18 protein-coding genes are annotated in these 17,005 nt (G+C 41.4%); 11 read left to right on the top strand and 7 right to left on the bottom strand.

Annotation, left to right across the window (positions count from 1 at the left end; genetic code table 11):
• Positions 1–71: 71 nt before the first annotated feature.
• A complete protein-coding gene (infA, locus tag MUS1_RS15295; protein WP_012070936.1) occupies positions 72–290 on the bottom strand; it encodes a translation initiation factor IF-1 in 219 nt (72 codons plus the stop codon).
• A gap of 227 nt (positions 291–517) precedes the next feature.
• Positions 518–1,258 (bottom strand): leucyl/phenylalanyl-tRNA--protein transferase, encoded by a 741-nt coding sequence (aat, locus tag MUS1_RS15290; RefSeq protein WP_036164023.1) that lies wholly within the window; start codon positions 1,256–1,258, stop codon positions 518–520.
• A gap of 553 nt (positions 1,259–1,811) precedes the next feature.
• Between aat and MUS1_RS15285 the strand changes: the two genes are divergently transcribed.
• From MUS1_RS15285 to cobA, 7 genes are all read left to right on the top strand, one after another.
• Positions 1,812–2,663 carry a hypothetical protein gene (locus MUS1_RS15285; protein WP_036164021.1) on the top strand — a complete coding sequence of 284 codons (852 nt, stop codon included), beginning with the start codon at positions 1,812–1,814 and terminating at the stop codon, positions 2,661–2,663.
• 166 nt (positions 2,664–2,829) lie between these two features.
• Positions 2,830–5,625: a DNA translocase FtsK gene (locus MUS1_RS15280; RefSeq protein WP_051436397.1), complete on the top strand. Its 2,796-nt coding sequence runs from the start codon at positions 2,830–2,832 to the stop codon at positions 5,623–5,625.
• A gap of 34 nt (positions 5,626–5,659) precedes the next feature.
• Positions 5,660–6,283, top strand: a complete 624-nt coding sequence (lolA, locus tag MUS1_RS15275; RefSeq protein ID WP_245595834.1) for an outer membrane lipoprotein periplasmic chaperone LolA — start codon at positions 5,660–5,662, stop codon at positions 6,281–6,283.
• The gene (locus MUS1_RS15270) at positions 6,283–7,647 is read left to right on the top strand and encodes a replication-associated recombination protein A (RefSeq protein ID WP_036164017.1); all 1,365 of its coding nucleotides are present in this window, start codon (positions 6,283–6,285) and stop codon (positions 7,645–7,647) included. Before lolA ends, MUS1_RS15270 begins: the two co-directional genes overlap by 1 nt.
• A gap of 53 nt (positions 7,648–7,700) precedes the next feature.
• A complete protein-coding gene (crcB, locus tag MUS1_RS15265) occupies positions 7,701–8,072 on the top strand; it encodes a fluoride efflux transporter CrcB (RefSeq protein ID WP_036164015.1) in 372 nt (123 codons plus the stop codon).
• Positions 8,073–8,135: 63 nt separating this feature from the next.
• Positions 8,136–9,437, top strand: a complete 1,302-nt coding sequence (gene serS / locus MUS1_RS15260) for a serine--tRNA ligase (RefSeq protein WP_036164013.1) — start codon at positions 8,136–8,138, stop codon at positions 9,435–9,437.
• Between the two features lie 75 nt (positions 9,438–9,512).
• Positions 9,513–10,256 carry a uroporphyrinogen-III C-methyltransferase gene (gene cobA / locus MUS1_RS15255; RefSeq protein ID WP_036164011.1) on the top strand — a complete coding sequence of 248 codons (744 nt, stop codon included), beginning with the start codon at positions 9,513–9,515 and terminating at the stop codon, positions 10,254–10,256.
• Between the two features lie 18 nt (positions 10,257–10,274).
• Here cobA and MUS1_RS15250 read toward each other — a convergent pair whose 3' ends face one another.
• From MUS1_RS15250 to MUS1_RS15230, 5 genes are all read right to left on the bottom strand, one after another.
• Complete coding sequence (locus MUS1_RS15250) at positions 10,275–10,595, bottom strand: TusE/DsrC/DsvC family sulfur relay protein (protein WP_036164009.1); 321 nt, start codon at positions 10,593–10,595, stop codon at positions 10,275–10,277.
• 5 nt (positions 10,596–10,600) lie between these two features.
• Complete coding sequence (locus MUS1_RS15245; protein ID WP_036164007.1) at positions 10,601–10,897, bottom strand: DsrH/TusB family sulfur metabolism protein; 297 nt, start codon at positions 10,895–10,897, stop codon at positions 10,601–10,603.
• Between the two features lie 44 nt (positions 10,898–10,941).
• Entirely contained in the window at positions 10,942–11,289 is a 348-nt protein-coding gene (locus MUS1_RS15240) for a DsrE family protein (RefSeq protein ID WP_036164005.1), read from the bottom strand.
• A 4-nt stretch (positions 11,290–11,293) separates the two neighbouring features.
• Positions 11,294–11,686, bottom strand: a complete 393-nt coding sequence (gene tusD, locus MUS1_RS15235) for a sulfurtransferase complex subunit TusD (RefSeq protein ID WP_036164003.1) — start codon at positions 11,684–11,686, stop codon at positions 11,294–11,296.
• Positions 11,687–11,821: 135 nt separating this feature from the next.
• Complete coding sequence (locus tag MUS1_RS15230) at positions 11,822–12,478, bottom strand: Bax inhibitor-1/YccA family protein (RefSeq protein ID WP_036164001.1); 657 nt, start codon at positions 12,476–12,478, stop codon at positions 11,822–11,824.
• 320 nt (positions 12,479–12,798) lie between these two features.
• Between MUS1_RS15230 and MUS1_RS15225 the strand changes: the two genes are divergently transcribed.
• From MUS1_RS15225 to uvrC, 4 genes are all read left to right on the top strand, one after another.
• Positions 12,799–13,656, top strand: coding sequence for a DnaT-like ssDNA-binding domain-containing protein (locus tag MUS1_RS15225; protein ID WP_036164000.1), 858 nt, complete (start codon positions 12,799–12,801; stop codon positions 13,654–13,656).
• The gene (locus MUS1_RS15220; RefSeq protein ID WP_245595833.1) at positions 13,565–14,374 is read left to right on the top strand and encodes a replication protein P; all 810 of its coding nucleotides are present in this window, start codon (positions 13,565–13,567) and stop codon (positions 14,372–14,374) included. Before MUS1_RS15225 ends, MUS1_RS15220 begins: the two co-directional genes overlap by 92 nt.
• 117 nt (positions 14,375–14,491) lie before the next feature.
• Positions 14,492–15,133 (top strand): response regulator, encoded by a 642-nt coding sequence (locus MUS1_RS15215; protein WP_036164034.1) that lies wholly within the window; start codon positions 14,492–14,494, stop codon positions 15,131–15,133.
• An 18-nt stretch (positions 15,134–15,151) separates the two neighbouring features.
• Positions 15,152–16,975 carry an excinuclease ABC subunit UvrC gene (gene uvrC / locus MUS1_RS15210; protein ID WP_036163997.1) on the top strand — a complete coding sequence of 608 codons (1,824 nt, stop codon included), beginning with the start codon at positions 15,152–15,154 and terminating at the stop codon, positions 16,973–16,975.
• Positions 16,976–17,005 lie beyond the last annotated feature (30 nt).

Genomic DNA, 17,005 nt, shown 5'->3' with positions numbered 1-17,005 from the left:
CACTTCAATGTGTCCGGTTTTTTTATGTTTTTAATTTAGTTATTTGCCACTGTTAAAGTGTCAACTCTAAATTAACGAGCTCGGTAAACGATACGGCCTTTTGACAAGTCGTAAGGTGTTAGCTCTACTTTTACTTTGTCGCCTGTCAAAATACGGATGTAATTTTTACGCATTTTTCCAGAGATATGAGCAATTACTACGTGTCCGTTTTCTAACTCGACACGGAACATGGTATTAGGCAACGTATCAATGATAGTGCCCTCCATTTCTAAGCCTTCTTCTTTTGCCACAATATGTGTCCTATGGTGTTTACTTATATTATTTAGTAGACGCCGACCATGCCTTATTCGGAGGTCTACAGACAAAGAAAAAAAGTGTTTTTCTTTTGCCGATTGAGCGCTAAACAGTGAAATCATGATGCTTATTTAGCGACGTCTGAATTTTGATCGAGCATATTTTGCCTAAAAACTCAGCGTAAGGCAAACTAAGTTGCATTCTTATCTTATCTATTTTTACGCTAAATGCGTTGTTTTTGTGGTTTTTTACCAATATTTAAGAGTTCTGTGTTTTTTCTGGTCTCTGGAATTAGACGCTCTAAAGCGGATGAAAATGCCTCTCTTGGTATTAATTCAGCACCCAAAGAAAGTAAATGCTCTGACTCTACTTGGCAATCGATTAGATCAATGTTGCATTCTTTTGCTAGATCACAAAAAGCTTTTAAAGCAACTTTAGAAGCATTAGGCGCAAGTGAGAACATAGATTCACCAAAGAAAACATTCCCCATAGCGACACCGTAAAAACCACCTACCAAAATCTCATCTCGCCATATTTCAATGGAATGTGCGTAACCTAATTTATGCAATTCTATATAGGCGTTTTTGATGTCGTTTGAAATCCAAGTGCCTTCTTTGTCTGCTCGCAGCGCAGCGCAATGATGGATGACAGATTCAAATTCTTTATTGATTGAAAAATACCAAACTTCTCTTTTAAGCGCTTTTTTAAGGGATTTTGATTCATGGAATTTATCTGGTTGCAAAACGCATCGTTGTTCAGGGTGCCACCATAAAATAGGATCTGGGTCACTAAACCAAGGGAAAAAGCCTTTGCTATAAAGGTGAATTAATCGTGTTGAAGATAAATCACCACCAATAGCGGATAAACCTTCTGGGTCTTGTAGTGCTTTATGTGGATCTGGCGTGTCGTAAGGTGACTCGGTAAGTAATATTAGTTCGTGTTTTCCATCTTCTAGCTCAGACATTTAGTAGTGATTACCTTAATTAAGTATTGATAGCCTATTAGGTTTATGCAGATTAATTATAAGTTTTTTATCGTTAAAGACTATCTCTGAATGTTTTTTATAAATAAAGCTAAAGAATATTTTTCACGTTCCGATATTTGAATTAAGGATAAAAAAGCGTATGGTTTGCGAGTTGCTGACACATTTACGTTCATACTTCCTTACAATGTGCATGAATATTCTAAATAAATTGTAGTTTTACATCATTCTTGGTCGGTTTTTGATCAAAGTGTGGTTTAAAATGAAAAAAAATAGAAGAAAAGTGCAAGGAGTACTTGACCAGTGGTGGATAACTTGGTTTTAATCAAGGCAGTCCTAAAACGGTAATTCGAAACGCTAGTTGAATTCGGTATTGGGAACTACAGAACGATTTGCTTTTTTGGCTATTGTCATGAAAGTGAAACTGAAGGGTTTTAAGATACATGAATCGTTGATTTAACAACGTTTCTTGAATGAATAAGAAATTTCAAATGGTCTACAAGACCACATTATATAATATAAAGGGGAATCTTGAATGAAAGCGACTAAACTTGCTTCTATCTTCGCGGTAACTGCTGTTGCAGCTGCTGTTTCTACAACTACTTTTGCTGCTGAAGCTGTTTTTTCTGGTGAAGCTGGTGTTGAGTATGTAATTACTGATGGCACTAATGAGCTTGACGGTACTGACCTTGGGGAATTAGAGCTTAGTGTTGACACTGGTGTCGTTTACGCTGAACTTGAAATTGGAACTAGTGGTACTGATGAAGGTACAACTATCGGAATGGAGAAGTTGTACGTAAAACAAGGTGCTGTATCTTTTGGTCGTTTTGATGGCTCTTTAGCAACTGGTTCATTCATGGGTATGGATGAAATTGGTTACACTGGTGTTGATTTGAACACAACCGAAAGTGGTGATACAGACAATACTGGCATTCGTTACGCAGTAACTCCTGAATTGACTGTTTCTGTTGAGTCTACAACCTCTACTGCAACTGACGATTCTGATATCGGTGTTGCTTTATCTTATGTTGCTGATATGGATGGCTTTAAAGCTGGTGTCTCTGGCGGTTCAGTGGGTGATTCTAGCTCTGTAAACGTAGGCGTTCAAACAACTATGGATGCTTTGACTCTTTCTGTTAACTATGGTGTTGGTGAGCTTTCAGGAGCTGATGCATCTGAAGTGGGTTTCTCTGTAGCATTAGCTGCATCTGAAGCGCTTACTTTGACTCTTCAAGTTGCTAATGATTTAGAAGCAGAAGAAACTGGTACTTACTTCATCGGTGAGTACGCTGTTGGTGACTTGACTTACTACGTAGAAAACTACACTGGTGACGGCGTAACTTATGATGATGGCATCACTAAAGTTGGTGTAACAGCTTCTTTCTAAGAGCTTTCTTTTATTAGGCTCTCTTGTGCCTAGAAAAGTATTCTTAGTGTAAAAGCGAAAGCCAGCCCTTTGGGCTGGCTTTTTTTATGGTAAGCTTAACGAACTTGTCGCTCTGTTTTTTAGAGTATGTATTTGTTTTGGTTAGCATAAAATAGGAAGGCGCGTTTTGTCAGAAAAAACGAGTGGGTCAGTACGCTCACCAATTTGGGAATTGTTTGCTAAGCAAGCGGCATTTATTGCGGCCTTGTTGTTTTTATTTTTTTTCGCCTTGGCGACTTTCACCTACCATTCTACGGATGCCGGTTGGTTTTATTCCGGTGCTGGACAAGCTGTTCAAAATTCCATGGGGCCAATCGGGGCAACCATTGCGGATTTAATGTCGGGTTTTTTTGGGTCTTTATTTTATTCTTTACCGCCTTTGTTTTTTTGGGTAGCTATTATTTTATGGCGCAACCCGCATTCTCTTCTTCCTGTTAATAATGCTTTGCTTTGTACATTAGGCAGTATTTTATATTTGTCTTTTGGTTCTGCTTTGTGTTTTTTGCATACTGTAGGTGAGCCGTCACTTCAATACGGTGCGGGTGGCATATTGGGTCATGGGCTTGGTAGCTTGCTGTACAGTTTTATTGGTTATGATGGCGCGACATTAGTTAGCCTAGCCTTGGTTATTTTATCTTTTACCTTATTGTCTCAAGTTCATTGGCTTGGGCTGATGGATCGATTAGGTGAGCTTGTTTATAAGTTCATTGTTCTGGTACGTCAAAAGCATGCCGATAGCCGAGAAGCCAAACTTAAGAAAAGAGCCATTGAAGCGAAACCGGTTCTCTCAAGCTCAGTTCACTCAAATTCAGTTAACTCAAATTCAATAGACACGCATTCGATAGAAGAGCTAGATGAAGCCGAAGAGCCTGCATTTATTCGTAAAAGAAGAAAGGCGATTGCTTCAAAAGCCATAGGCAAAAACGAACTTTCAGATACGGCATCTATTGGTAAAGATTACTCTGATCCATCTTCCGAAGAATTGGCAGAAGATAAAAAATCTAAATTTAGTTTGTCGTCACTCTTTTCAAGGTCTAAAGAGTTAGCGGCTAAGAAATCGAATAAATCATCAGAAGAGACTGTCGATCAACCGCATTTAGAGCCTAGTTTTGATGGATTAGATTCATTGTCTTCCAATGATAAAGACATTGATTTTGGCGATACACTTTATATTGAAGAGTCTTGGTCTGAACCATCTGATGATGTGCAGGCTCGTGATCTTCCGCCTAAAGAGCCTTCCGCGGTGACTAAAGTATCTTCTGCAGTGACTAAAGAGCAAGCAGACGCTATGTTGTTTGGTGGAGCAGCTTCTACAACTACATCTACATCTACAACTACGGCAGCGCATAAGCCAGCCTTTCGAACTTTATCGGAAGCGAAACAGTTAGATTCTCTTGGTGGGCCATCATCAAACGATGATGTAAATAAACGAGAAGGGAATGCTTACTCTTTACCGGATCGTGCTGTATTAACCAAGCCTAAGCCAAAGCAAGGTGGCTATTCGGAAGATGAATTATTGGCTTTGTCTGAATTGTTAGAGCAGCGTTTACAAGATTTTGGTGTGAAAGCCGAGGTTGTGGAGGTAAATCCAGGGCCAGTAATTACGCGTTTTGAAATTCAGCCTGCGCCGGGGGTAAAAGTCTCTCGAATCACGAATTTGGCAAAAGACCTCGCGCGCTCTTTAAGTGTGATGAGTGTTCGTGTGGTTGAGGTGATTGCAGGTAAATCCACGATAGGGATAGAAATACCCAATCAAGTCCGTGACACGGTGTATTTTGCTGAAGTCATAAATTGTGATGCCTACGATAACTCTTCTTCACCACTGACGTTGTCTCTTGGGCATGATATTTCTGGCGAACCCGTTGTCGTTGATTTGGCAAAAATGCCCCATGTTTTGGTTGCGGGTACAACGGGTTCTGGTAAATCTGTTGGTGTGAATGCCATGATTCTGAGTATGTTGCTGAAATCAACGCCAGATGAAGTACGCATGATCATGGTTGACCCAAAGATGCTTGAATTGTCCATCTATGAAGGCATTCCTCATCTTTTGACGCCAGTTATTACAGACATGAAAGACGCTGCGAATGGCTTGCGTTGGTCGGTTGATGAAATGGAACGACGTTATAAGTTAATGTCGAAACTTGGCGTGCGTAACATTGCTGGTTATAACAAAAAAGTTCGTGACGCGATTGACGCTGGTAAGCCAATTGAAGACCCTTTGTGGCAGCCTGAAATGGCGATGTTTTCCGAGGATGGTGTGGCACGAACGGTTCCTCACTTAGAGCCTTTGCCCTATATCGTTATTGTCGTAGACGAGTTTGCGGATATGATGATGATAGTCGGTAAGAAAGTAGAAGAGTTAATCGCTCGTATTGCTCAGAAGGCGCGTGCGGCGGGTATACATTTGATTTTGGCGACACAACGACCTTCAGTGGATGTTATAACCGGTTTGATTAAGGCTAATATTCCAACCCGTATGGCGTTTCAGGTTTCGTCGAAAATTGATTCTCGTACTATTTTGGATCAAGGTGGCGCTGATCAATTATTAGGGATGGGGGATATGTTATATCTTCCCGCTGGGCTGCCTACACCCATTCGAGTTCATGGTGCTTTTGTTTCTGATGAAGAAGTTCATGCTGTTGTAGAAGAGTGGAAATTACGTGGCGAGCCTGAATACATTAATGATGTCGTTGTTAACCCAGAAGACTTAATGTCGGGTGATGACAGTGAAGATAAAGATGCGCTTTATGACGATGCTGTGAAAATTGTCATTGAAACGCGTAAAGCGTCTATTTCGTCTGTTCAACGTAGACTAAAAATAGGTTACAACAGAGCGGCAAATTTAGTCGAAGCGATGGAAGCGGCAGGTTTGGTTGGCCCAATGGGAACCAACGGACAGCGCGATATTTTAATTCCAGAGTAGTTATTTTCGTATGTCTGTTTTTAGGAGAATTTTTTTGATTAATAAATTAGTTGCTGTGTGTGTATTTATTCTTGCTACTGGTTTTCAGGCGGCGGTGGTTCAAGCTGAAACCGTTGATGTGGTTGAAAACCTTCTAGAGCAGAATCGAAATATTGAAGGTGAGTTTCATCAAGTTACCTATGATGAAAAAGGTAAGCAGTTGCAAGTCAGTGACGGTATTTTTCTTTTAGCGAAACCGAATCAATTCTTTTGGGACAGTGTGACGCCGTTTGCGCAGCGTATTGTTTCGGATGGTAAAACCATTACTGTGTGGGATATCGATCTAGAGCAAGCCACTCAAAAGCCTTTATCTGGCGCTGTGGGTAATTCTCCAGCGGCATTATTGGGTCAACCAGCGGCAGACGTGTTGCCTCATTATATTGTGACGACGTTGGGCAAAGAAGCGTTTCGTTTGGCCCCTAAAGATGACCAAGGTCTGTTTCAAAGTTTGACCTTGGAATTTGAAAATAAAGTCATCAGCACCATGAAAATTTTGGATGCATTAGGTCAAACGACTGTTATTGAATTTAAAAATGTTGAAACACATGATGGTGTTACCAAAGATAACTTTATTTTAGGTTTGCCTGATTACGTAGATGTGATTGTAGAAGGTCAGTAATGAAAGATCTTTTCTCGGATGCCCCAGCAGAGGCTTATCAGCCTCTCGCTGCTAGAATGCGACCAGCCAGTCTTGATGATTACATCGGGCAATCGCATTTGGTTGGACCGGGAAAACCGTTACGCAGAATGGTGGAAACAGGCAACTGTCATTCTTTTATCCTTTGGGGGCCACCGGGTGTTGGTAAGACAACCTTCGCTCAGCTGTTGTCCCATGCGCTTGATGCTCAGTTTATTGAAATATCTGCTGTAATGTCTGGTGTAAAAGAAATCCGTGCGGCGGTTGATCAAGCCAAACAATTGCGCATGATGAACGGTACGCAAACCGTATTGTTTGTTGATGAAGTGCATCGATTTAATAAATCCCAACAAGATGCCTTTTTACCCTTTATTGAAGATGGCACTTTTTTGTTTATTGGTGCTACGACTGAAAATCCTGCTTTTGAATTAAATTCTGCCTTGCTGTCGAGAGCCCGTGTTTACCGTTTAAAAACACCCACGGTAGAAGAGGTTCAGCTTGTATTGGTTCGCACCTTACAAAATCATGAAAAAGGTATTGGTAATGATCTTCAAGGAAATGCTTCTCAGAAAAATGCTTTTCAAATAGATGACTATTTTCTTTCTGTTCTAGCGCAAGCGGCCGATGGTGATATTCGTCGTGGTTTAAATTTCTTAGAAATCTTATCAGATCTCGTTGAGCCTGGTAGTAAGGTGACGCAAGAGCAGTTAGAAGATGTGTTAGGTGGTAGTGTTCGTCGTTTTGATCGTAAAGGCGATGTTTTTTATGATCAAATTTCAGCCTTTCATAAATCGGTTCGTGGCTCTTCGCCTGATGGTGCCTTGTATTGGATGGCGCGAATGCTAGATGGCGGTTGCGATCCTTTGTATATCGCACGACGTTTATTGGCGATTGCCTCAGAAGACATTGGTAATGCTGATCCAAGAGCCTTGCAAGTTGGCTTGAATGCGTGGGATGTTTTTGAGCGTGTTGGCCCAGGTGAAGGGAATCGAGCCATTGCTCAGGCTGCGGTTTATATGGCTTGCGCGCCGAAAAGTAATGCGGTTTATCAGGCGTTTAATCAAGCCATGTCTGATGTTGCCGCTCAGCCAAGCTACGAAGTCCCCGTGCATCTGCGAAATGCACCTACGTCGTTAGCCAAAAGTATGGGGCACGGTGATGAATACCGTTATGCTCATAATGAAGATAATGCTTATGCCGCTGGTGAAAATTATATGCCAGAAGAATTGGCCAATATGCGTTATTATCAACCAACAGATCGTGGTTTAGAGAAAAAAATCACTGATAAATTGGCTTGGTTATCTGATTTAGACAGTCAGAGTTTGCGTCAACGCTATGATGATTGATTAAGATAAGACGATTTTTTGCAAAAAAAAACGTCACCTCAAAGGAACAGAAAATGATGTATTTTATGATTGCGATTGGCGGCGCTTTTGGTGCTTTGAGCCGATATGGCATGACAAGATGGATTAACAGTTACTGGCAACATCATTTTCCATTCGCCACTATGTTTATTAACGTACTTGGTTGTGTCTTGATGGGGGTTGCATTTGTAATCATTAGCGAACGCATGCCAACACTGGAACCTTACCGGCCTTTGATTATGGTGGGCTTTTTAGGTGCATTTACAACCTTTTCTACTTTTTCTTTGGAAATAATCTCACTTATCAGCATGCAAGCTTGGCTAAGTGCGATAAGCTATTTATTATTGAGTTGTGTTTTGGGTATCGTTGGTCTCGCTGTTGGTATGGCGATGACACGCTTTTTTTAACCCATTCTTATACTCAGATCAAACTCATTTTTTATTACATTGTTAAAGGATATTGTTGCAGAGATGTTAGACATTAAAGCATTGCGAGCTGACCCAGAGGCCATTGCGGCTCAACTTAAAAAGAAAGGCTATGAATTGGATGTGGCCGCATTTTCTTCCTTAGAAGAGCGCCGTAAAGCCATTCAGGTAGAAACAGAACATCTGCAACAGACTCGTAATTCTGTATCCAAAGAGATTGGTCAGGCGATGAAGTCTGGCGATAAAGACAAAGCGGCAGAGCTGAAAGCACAAACCGCGACATTGGGCGATGATCTAAACGCTGCGAAAGAGCAGTTAGCAGACGTTCAGTTTGCGATGGATTCTTTGTTAGAAGGTATTCCAAATCTTCCTCACGCTTCTGTGCCAGAAGGCAAAACAGAAGACGACAATATTGAAATTCGTCGTTGGGGTGAACCAAAAGCATTTGAATTCGAACCAAAAGATCACGTTGATCTAGGTGAAGCCATGCAAATGCTGGATTTTGAAGCTGCGGTAAAAATTACCGGTTCGCGTTTTGCGGTTATGCATTCTGATTTGGCACGGCTACATCGTGCGCTTACTCAGTTCATGATCAATACTCATGCTGATGTGCACGGTTATACAGAAGTGTATGTGCCGTATTTGGTAAATGCGCATTCACTAAAAGGAACAGGGCAGCTGCCTAAATTTGAAGCGGACCTTTTCAAAGTGCCTGTCGACAAAGACAGCGGAAATAACGATCTTTATTTGATCCCAACAGCAGAAGTGCCTGTTACCAATTTGGTGCGTGATGACATTCTAAATGATGCAGATCTTCATAAAAAATTCGTAGCTCATACACCATGCTTTCGAAGTGAAGCGGGCAGCTATGGACGTGATACGCGCGGTATGATCCGTCAGCATCAGTTTGAAAAAGTTGAGTTGGTGCATGTTTGTCGCCCTGATCGCTCTGAGGAAGTACTTGAGGAGCTTGTGGGCCATGCAGAATCCATCTTGCAGAAGCTCGAACTTCCTTACCGTACTGTGATTTTGTGCGGTGGTGATCTTGGTTTCTCTGCTCATAAAACTTACGATATTGAAGTTTGGTTGCCAGGCCAAGGTAAATACCGTGAAATTTCTTCTTGTTCTAATATGTGTGATTTCCAAGCGCGTCGTATGCAAGCTCGCTGGCGTAACCCTGAAACAGGCCGTCCAGAATTGGCACATACCTTGAATGGTTCTGGGTTAGCGGTAGGCCGTACCTTGGTTGCTGTATTGGAAAACTATCAGAACGTTGATGGCAGTGTGCGCGTTCCTGATGTGTTGATTCCTTACATGGGTGGTAAGACTTTATTGAAAAAAGCGTAATTTACGCTTTCGAATAAAAAAGCCTCTCAACGAGGCTTTTTTATTCTCTATAGACAGTAGTGGGCAGTAAATATTATGACGGGTAAGGTCTATTTAATTGGCGCAGGACCAGGTGATCCTGAGTTACTAACAATGAAGGCGCATCGCTTATTAGTCCAAGCAGATGTGGTTTTGTACGATCGTTTAGTAGGAAAAGAAATCATTGAGCTGATTCCTGAAACGGCTGAAAAAATGTATGTGGGAAAGGCGAAATCATTGCATAGTCTTCCTCAAGACGAAATAAACAGCTTGTTAGCGGCTAAGGCAAAAGAAGGCCACATGGTGGTTCGTCTGAAAGGCGGAGATCCTTTCATTTTTGGGCGAGGCGGTGAAGAGCTTGAAGAGCTAATCGAAGAAGGCGTACCTTTTGAAGTGGTTCCCGGTGTGACCGCGGCAGCAGGTTGTGCCGCTTACGCTGGCATTCCGTTAACTCATCGTGATTATGCGCAATCAGTTCGATTTTTAACGGGGCATTTGAAAGACGGTACAACGGATCTTCCTTGGGAAGAATTGGTTCATCCGGCGCAAACTTTAGTGATTTACATGGGGTTAACCGGTCTTAAAGACATCAGTCTGTCTTTGATGAAATTTGGTATGAAACCAACTATGCCGGTCGCTATTGTTGAAAAAGGCACCACGAAAGAGCAGCGAGTTTTTACTTCAACGATTGAAGATGTTTACGATGTATCAATCAAAAATGAAGCGAAATCTCCTGCGCTACTCATTATTGGTGACGTTGTGACGCTGCAAGAAAAGCTGCAATGGTATGGAAAGTCTTAAGACATTCGTTTTTTGATTTTATAGGCAATTAGCAGGTTTTGGTAGACCTGCTATTTTTGCCGCTAATTTTGGTGGGCTACCCGGGAAAAGGGTCATAAGGTAAATGCTACGGCCTTTTTCTACGCCGAGTTTTTTGTTGACGGCTTTGACCAAAGGTCGCATTGCTGGCGAAACTTCAAATTCTTGATAAAACTCTCGCAACAAATAAATGATTTCCCAGTGGGCGTCACTCATTTCTACATCGACATCTTTTGCTAAATGCTCAGCCAATTCTGGCGTCCAATCTTGCAAGTTCAGTAAGTAGCCTTCACCGTCTAATGCAACCGTATGGTTTGTCATTGTCGTTACCAGCTTATGTTTGTGTTGGCTGAAAAAGTCATATCTACCCATTCTTCGTCTGATAGCGGAATGCCAATATTAGAAGGCAATCCATAAGCGTTAGCATCACTTTGAAGGTAATAAAGCTCGATTTCTTTTTTTTCAATCAACTGGTTTAGTGCGCTGGGAAAAGCGTCAGGTTGCTGGGTACGCAAAAAACCTTCCTCAATGAGAAGGATTTGGTCACCAGCTTGTACGCTGTCTTGCCATGTTGTTTCCAGTGTTGATGGATAGGCAAGTTGATTGATTTGGTGAAGTCGCATAATTTAAAACCGAAAGTTAAAACTGAAAGTCAGTACCAAAAAAATTAAAACCGAAAAACCTGTTGATAGTCTGAAAACATTGCTTGCCATTGAATTTTATCAAGTGATGTGACGCCTTGCCAAGAGGTCTCTGTATTAGCCCAACTGCTGTCTTTTTCAATGAAGATGTTTTCTATGTCGTAAAACTCTAAACCGTCCAGAAGCTTATGAAGGTTTTTACCTTGCTCTATGGTTGGGCTTTGCTCACTGGTTAAAATAGAAAGTGCGGCACCAGAAAGGCAAAGGTCAACGGGTTGTTCGAATGTGGCTAATACCAAAGCAAGGTCAAGGCCTTCTTTGCAGGCTAAGCTTGAGTATGGGCTGCTGTTTAGGTGAATTAAAGTATGTTTCATGTGTTTACCTAAACTGGATAACTTTGTTGGTGGTGCTCATTAGGTCGACCAAAGTGCCTAGGCCTTCTAATTGAAACTGTTCCGCTAAAGTGTGTTGCTCTAGCTCATAACGGTGGCTTTCGCTTTCGCTAATAATGCCACGGCGAACAGCGGCGGCGATGCAAAGATACAAGGGTACATTTTGTTCTTTGGCTATTTCTTGCCAGGCTTTCGTAATGTTTATTTCATCTCTTGGTGGCTGTGCGACTTGATTACCAATCAGTACGGCGTCTTCATAGAAAAACACGCCTTTTATGCAATTTGGATATTTACTGGTAGCGGCTTTAATAAAGCGAAGGGCAGTGTTGCATGCCTTGCTTTGATAAGGCGAACCTGTAATGAGTAAAGTGTATTGCATTAAAAATAGCCTTTGATGAAGCAATTCTGATGAAATAAGTGCGATAAATAGATTGGCAAAGTTTACACATAAAAAAGGCCGCAGTCAGCGGCCTTTTTATTTTCGTTCTATTAAACAATACAATGTTTTGGGAGCTTACTCGTCGCGAGCCATACCAAGCAAAGATAAAATGCTTAGGAACATGTTGTATAAAGAAACATACAAGTTCACGGTTGCAATGATGTAATTCGTTTCACCACCACGTACGATTTGGTTTGTTTGCAGCAAAATGATAGCTCCAGAGAACAAAGCAAAACCCGCTGAGATAAATATTTGCAATGCAGGCATTTGAACAAAGAAGCCAGCAATGACAGCAAACAATAAAACGAAGAAACCAACAGTGATGAATCCGTTAAGGAAACTGAAGTCTCTTTTTGAAACCAATGCATAAGCAGATAGGCCCATGAAGGACAAGCCTGTGATGCCTAATGCTGACATGATTAAACTTCCACCACCAGGCAACGTTAAATACATGCTTAAAATAGGGCCAAGAGTTAATCCCATAAAACCAGTCAAGGCAAAAACACAAAGTATGCCTAAAGAACTGTTTTTGAATTTATGAGTGAGGAAAAGTAAGCCATAAAAACCAACTAAGGTAAGGATCAGACCTGGATGAGGCCAGTTCATTGATACGCTTAATCCAGCAATTAATGCACTGAACAAAAGAGTTAGTGATAAAAGTCCGTATGTATTGCGAAGCGTTTTATTTGCCGTTTGTGACGATTGTGTCGAAAGGGCTTCTGTGTAACGCATGGTGATTACTCCTTCTAAGTTTATAACCATTACTACGACATAATATGCGGTTGAAAGTTTCAAACTTCAAGCTTCATTTTTATCTAGGTGAAGAAAATGAGAAAAAATAACCTGTATATGGAATGTTTTATGGATTTTTCTGGTTGATGTCGCGCTTTATCGTTAGGGTCATACAGAAGGAATTACGATCATAAGATTGGTTTTTTACTAAAACGCACAGAAATAAGTAGGGTTATTTTGCTAAGTTCTTGTTGAAGGTTATCGTGCTTATGGAGATGGCTTTTGATAGACTATCGAGCTAATTATGCGAAGCGAGGTTTATGTTGGATAACGACTATATATTGCCGATATCATTTTCAACGGCAGCCCAAATTGGCTTAGAAGAAACAGTATTACTGACGTTTCTAAAACAGCAAGCCTATCTTGTGAATTCGAATGTTTTACGAGTTGATATGAGTCAGTTAAGCGCACAGTTATCATTTTGGACTGTTCCTATTCTCATGCGTTTATTGACTAATTTGCAGATGAGTCAGTTGCTCAGTTTTCAGCGCCAAGAAAAAGTGCTAGAAATTCACTTAGCGTCGGCACAAAAAACAGCGCAAGCGATTCAACCCGCAACAGAGCAGGAATCACAAAACGACGCTTTGATGAGTAAAATGGATCGATTGCATAAAGCGTCTCGAGAAAAGCCTGAGAAATTCACCCCTCAGCCAAAAACGTATTCAGCGAAACAGCCGGCTCGTCAATATGATGCGCCTTCTTATTCAGGGATAAATCAGCGGTCTGTGAGTAATGGTCCATCAGGAAATGCTCACCCAGTCGTAAATGATCGTCGTGGTGTGACAGATTTTGATTTATATTTAGAGCAAAAAGAGCGAGCTAGACAGCCAGATCAATGGCAACCAGAAGAAGCAACACTTGAACAAATTGCGCAATCTGGTGTGACTCGTGAATTTGCCTTGTCTTTGCAAGCAGAATTTTTATTAAGAATCAAAGAGCAACGTAAAAACGTTAGAACTTGGAACAGCGAATTTTTTAAATACGTAAAACGTCAGTGGCAGTACAAACAATCGGATCGGTCTTCATATGAAGGAACCTCAGGCAGTTCAAAATTTACTAAAACCTCTAGAGAGCAAGTTAGCGACGCCCTCACAAACATACACGACACAGACTGGTGAGTTTGGGCAAACGAGTCGTGAATCAGGTCCAACGGAAGCGGAGCAACAAACACGTGTTTTAGTAAACATGCTGTTTGCTCGTTTTAAAGCGATTTATACTCATAAATTTGCTTCGGCTTATAGTAATCCTGATGAGGTGAAACTGGCTAAGCGTGAATGGGCGATTGCTTTAAAAGGGTTCCAAGAGCCATTGTTAGCGTATGCTGTTGAGCGTACTAAAGAAGTGTATGCGTGGCCGCCGACGATTTCTGAATTTTTAAAATTAATTAGTACCGCTTACAAGGCTTATGGTTTAGCGGATCCTCGTTCAGCCTATCTTGAAGCTTGTTCTTGTCGTTCAGATCCATTGAGTTATAAATGGAGTCATCCTGCGGTGTTTTTTGCTGGATCTCAGGCCGGCTGGTACAAGCTTAAATCAGAAGAAGAGCGCGTCTCTTGGCCTTTATTTGAACAAAGTTATTTGAAGGTTGTTGATAGGGTTATTGCTGGCGAGCGTTTGGTTATACCGAAAGTGATTATGATAGAAGATAAATTGACACTGGGTGTTCCAGATTTGACAAGTAAAATTGCGAAAGAGTTATCCATAGAAGAAGCAGAAGTTGCCGCTTTACTGTATTACACGCAAAAAACGTATGGAACGGGTGTGCGCCAACGCTACAGAGAAATTAGCCAAAAGAAACTAGAGAATATGGGTTATAAAGAAAAATTACCAGAATAAAGTAATCAATAAGTTTTCTGATAAAAATGCGGATTATTGGTTTGTGTTGATAAAAGAGATAAGAAATGATGTCTACTAGGAATTACGTAGTGCATAGAGGATTTTGGTGAGATGGTTATGTTAAAAGTATTGATCGTTGATGACCATGATATGGTCAGCCAAGGTATTAGTCGCGTATTGCAAGACGTTCAATGGGTTGAGGTAGTCGGTGTTGTTCACAATGGCGAAAATGCTATAGCCCAGTCTAGAATTTTACTTCCTGATATCATTTTAATGGACGTTCATATGCCGGGTATTGGTGGTTTGGGCGCAACGAAAGAAATTAAACGTATTTTACCGAAAACCAAGATCATTGCTTTATCTGCATTAGACGATAATCTTTACCCTGTGAAATTATTAGAAGCAGGTGCTTCTGGTTATCTAACCAAAGGAACAAATACCTCGGAACTGTTGGAAGCCATCGAAGTCGTTTCAAAAGGTGAGCATTACATTTCTAAAAGTATTGCTCAAAAAATGGCCCTGTCTAAGTTTTCCATTGATGAGCAAGGTTCTCCATTGGGGCAGTTATCCGATAGAGAGCTGCAAGTAGCGCAAATGATTGTGGATTGCAAAAAATCCAGTGAAATTGCCGATCAGCTAAATGTCAGTCCTAAAACCGTGAGTACATACCGCACTCGTATTTTTACAAAGCTAAACATCGAAAGTGATGTAGAGCTTATTCATCTAGCGGTACGCTACAGCGTTCTTGGTATGGGCTAGGCAAGAGACGAGGTTTGTTTGAGCCATTCTGAATTTGATCCTAAACATTTTGTTAGCAACTTAACAACTCGTCCCGGCGTTTATCGCATGTACGATGATAAAGGTGTGTTGTTGTATGTGGGAAAAGCTAAAAACCTAAAAAATCGTGTTGGCAGTTATTTTAGAGCGACAGGCTTAACGACCAAAACCATGGCCTTGGTTGGACGTATTCATACGATTGAAATTGCAGTAACTAAAAGCGAAACAGAAGCTTTATTACTTGAGCAAACCCTCATCAAGCAGCATCGACCTCCTTACAATATTCTGCTTAGAGACGATAAGTCTTATCCGTATATTCTTTTATCCAATCATCAACATCCAGCTTTATTGTTCCGACGTGGTGATAAAACAGACAAAGGCACTTTGTATGGTCCTTTTCCTAGTGGTGGGGCGGTAAAAGAAAGCCTGAACACCATGCAAAAGGTATTTAAAGTTCGTCAATGTGAAGATTCTACTTATTCCAATCGATCACGACCTTGCTTGCAGTATCAAATTAAGCGTTGTTCTGGGCCTTGTGTTGGATTAATCACTGACGAAGAATACGACTCAGACGTCCGTCATGCGCGAATGTTCCTGCAGGGTAAAGACCAAGAGCTTACCGCTGAAATCACTTCGCAGATGAGCGCTGCTGCCGCAGATATGGAATTCGAGCGAGCAGCGGAATTACGTGATCAAGTGATTCAGCTTAAGCACATTCAAGAGCAGCAACATGTGTATGGTCAAACGGGGGACGCCGATGTTATTGCCTCTATCATTCAACCAGGCGCGTTGTGTGTTCATGTCATGATGGTTCGCAAAGGCAAAGTGATAGGCAGTAAAAGCCATTACCCAAAAATGCCAATAGAAATTACGGAAGGCGAGCTATTGTCGTCTTTTATTGCGCAGTTTTATCTTGGCGGTATTCAAGAGCTACCGAAAACGCTGATCGTCAGTCATGAGCTGGAAGACGGTGAGGCTTTAATCGAAGGCATTTTTGAAACCACACAGAAAAAAATTGAAGTGTTGAGCAGTGTCCGAGGTCAGCGTGCTCGCTGGTTAGATCTTGCCAAACTCAATGCTGAGCAAGGCTTGCAGGCGCGTTTATCAGACAAGCGAAATCATTTTAGTCGTGTGACTGCATTGCAAAAGCTTCTGGGCTTTTCTGAGCCGCCAAGTCATATGGAATGCTTTGATATCAGTCACTCAAGTGGCGAGGCAACGGTTGCGTCGTGTGTGGTGTTTGGCCCTGATGGACCAGATAAAAAACGTTATCGTTCATTCAATATAGAAGGTGTTGAACCGGGCGATGATTATGGCGCGATGAAGCAAGCATTAACCAGACGTTACAAACGTGTCAAAAGTGGCGAACTAGACGCGCCAGACGTTTTGTTGATTGATGGTGGTAAAGGCCAATTAACACAAGCGGAAGACGTTTTAAAAGAGTTGGGTTTGGTTAATATCTTTTTATTGGGCGTTGCCAAAGGCGACACACGCAAACCCGGCCTTGAAACGCTTTATATTGGCTCGAAAGAAGATGAAGTGGTTTTACCACCAGATTCATCGGCATTACACTTGATTCAACACATACGAGATGAAGCACACCGATTTGCCATAAAAACCCATCGTCGTAAAAGGGATAAAAAACGTCGTCATTCAGTATTGGAAGAGATACCAGGGATAGGGCCCAATCGACGTAAAGACTTACTTACTGCTTTTGGTGGCTACCAAGAACTTTCATCAGCGAGTCAGGAAGATATCTCAAAAGTGAAAGGAATCAGTGCTAAAAAAGCAGAAGAAATTTATTTATACCTCCATAAAAGTTAAGCTTGGAAAAGTTTTAACGTATTTGATGCA

This window comes from Marinomonas ushuaiensis DSM 15871, from assembly GCF_000521805.1.
GTDB classification, from domain to species: Bacteria; Pseudomonadota; Gammaproteobacteria; order Pseudomonadales; family Marinomonadaceae; genus Marinomonas; species Marinomonas ushuaiensis.
Note: the sequence above shows the minus strand (reverse complement) of the source record. Positions and strands in the feature narration are given on the sequence as shown.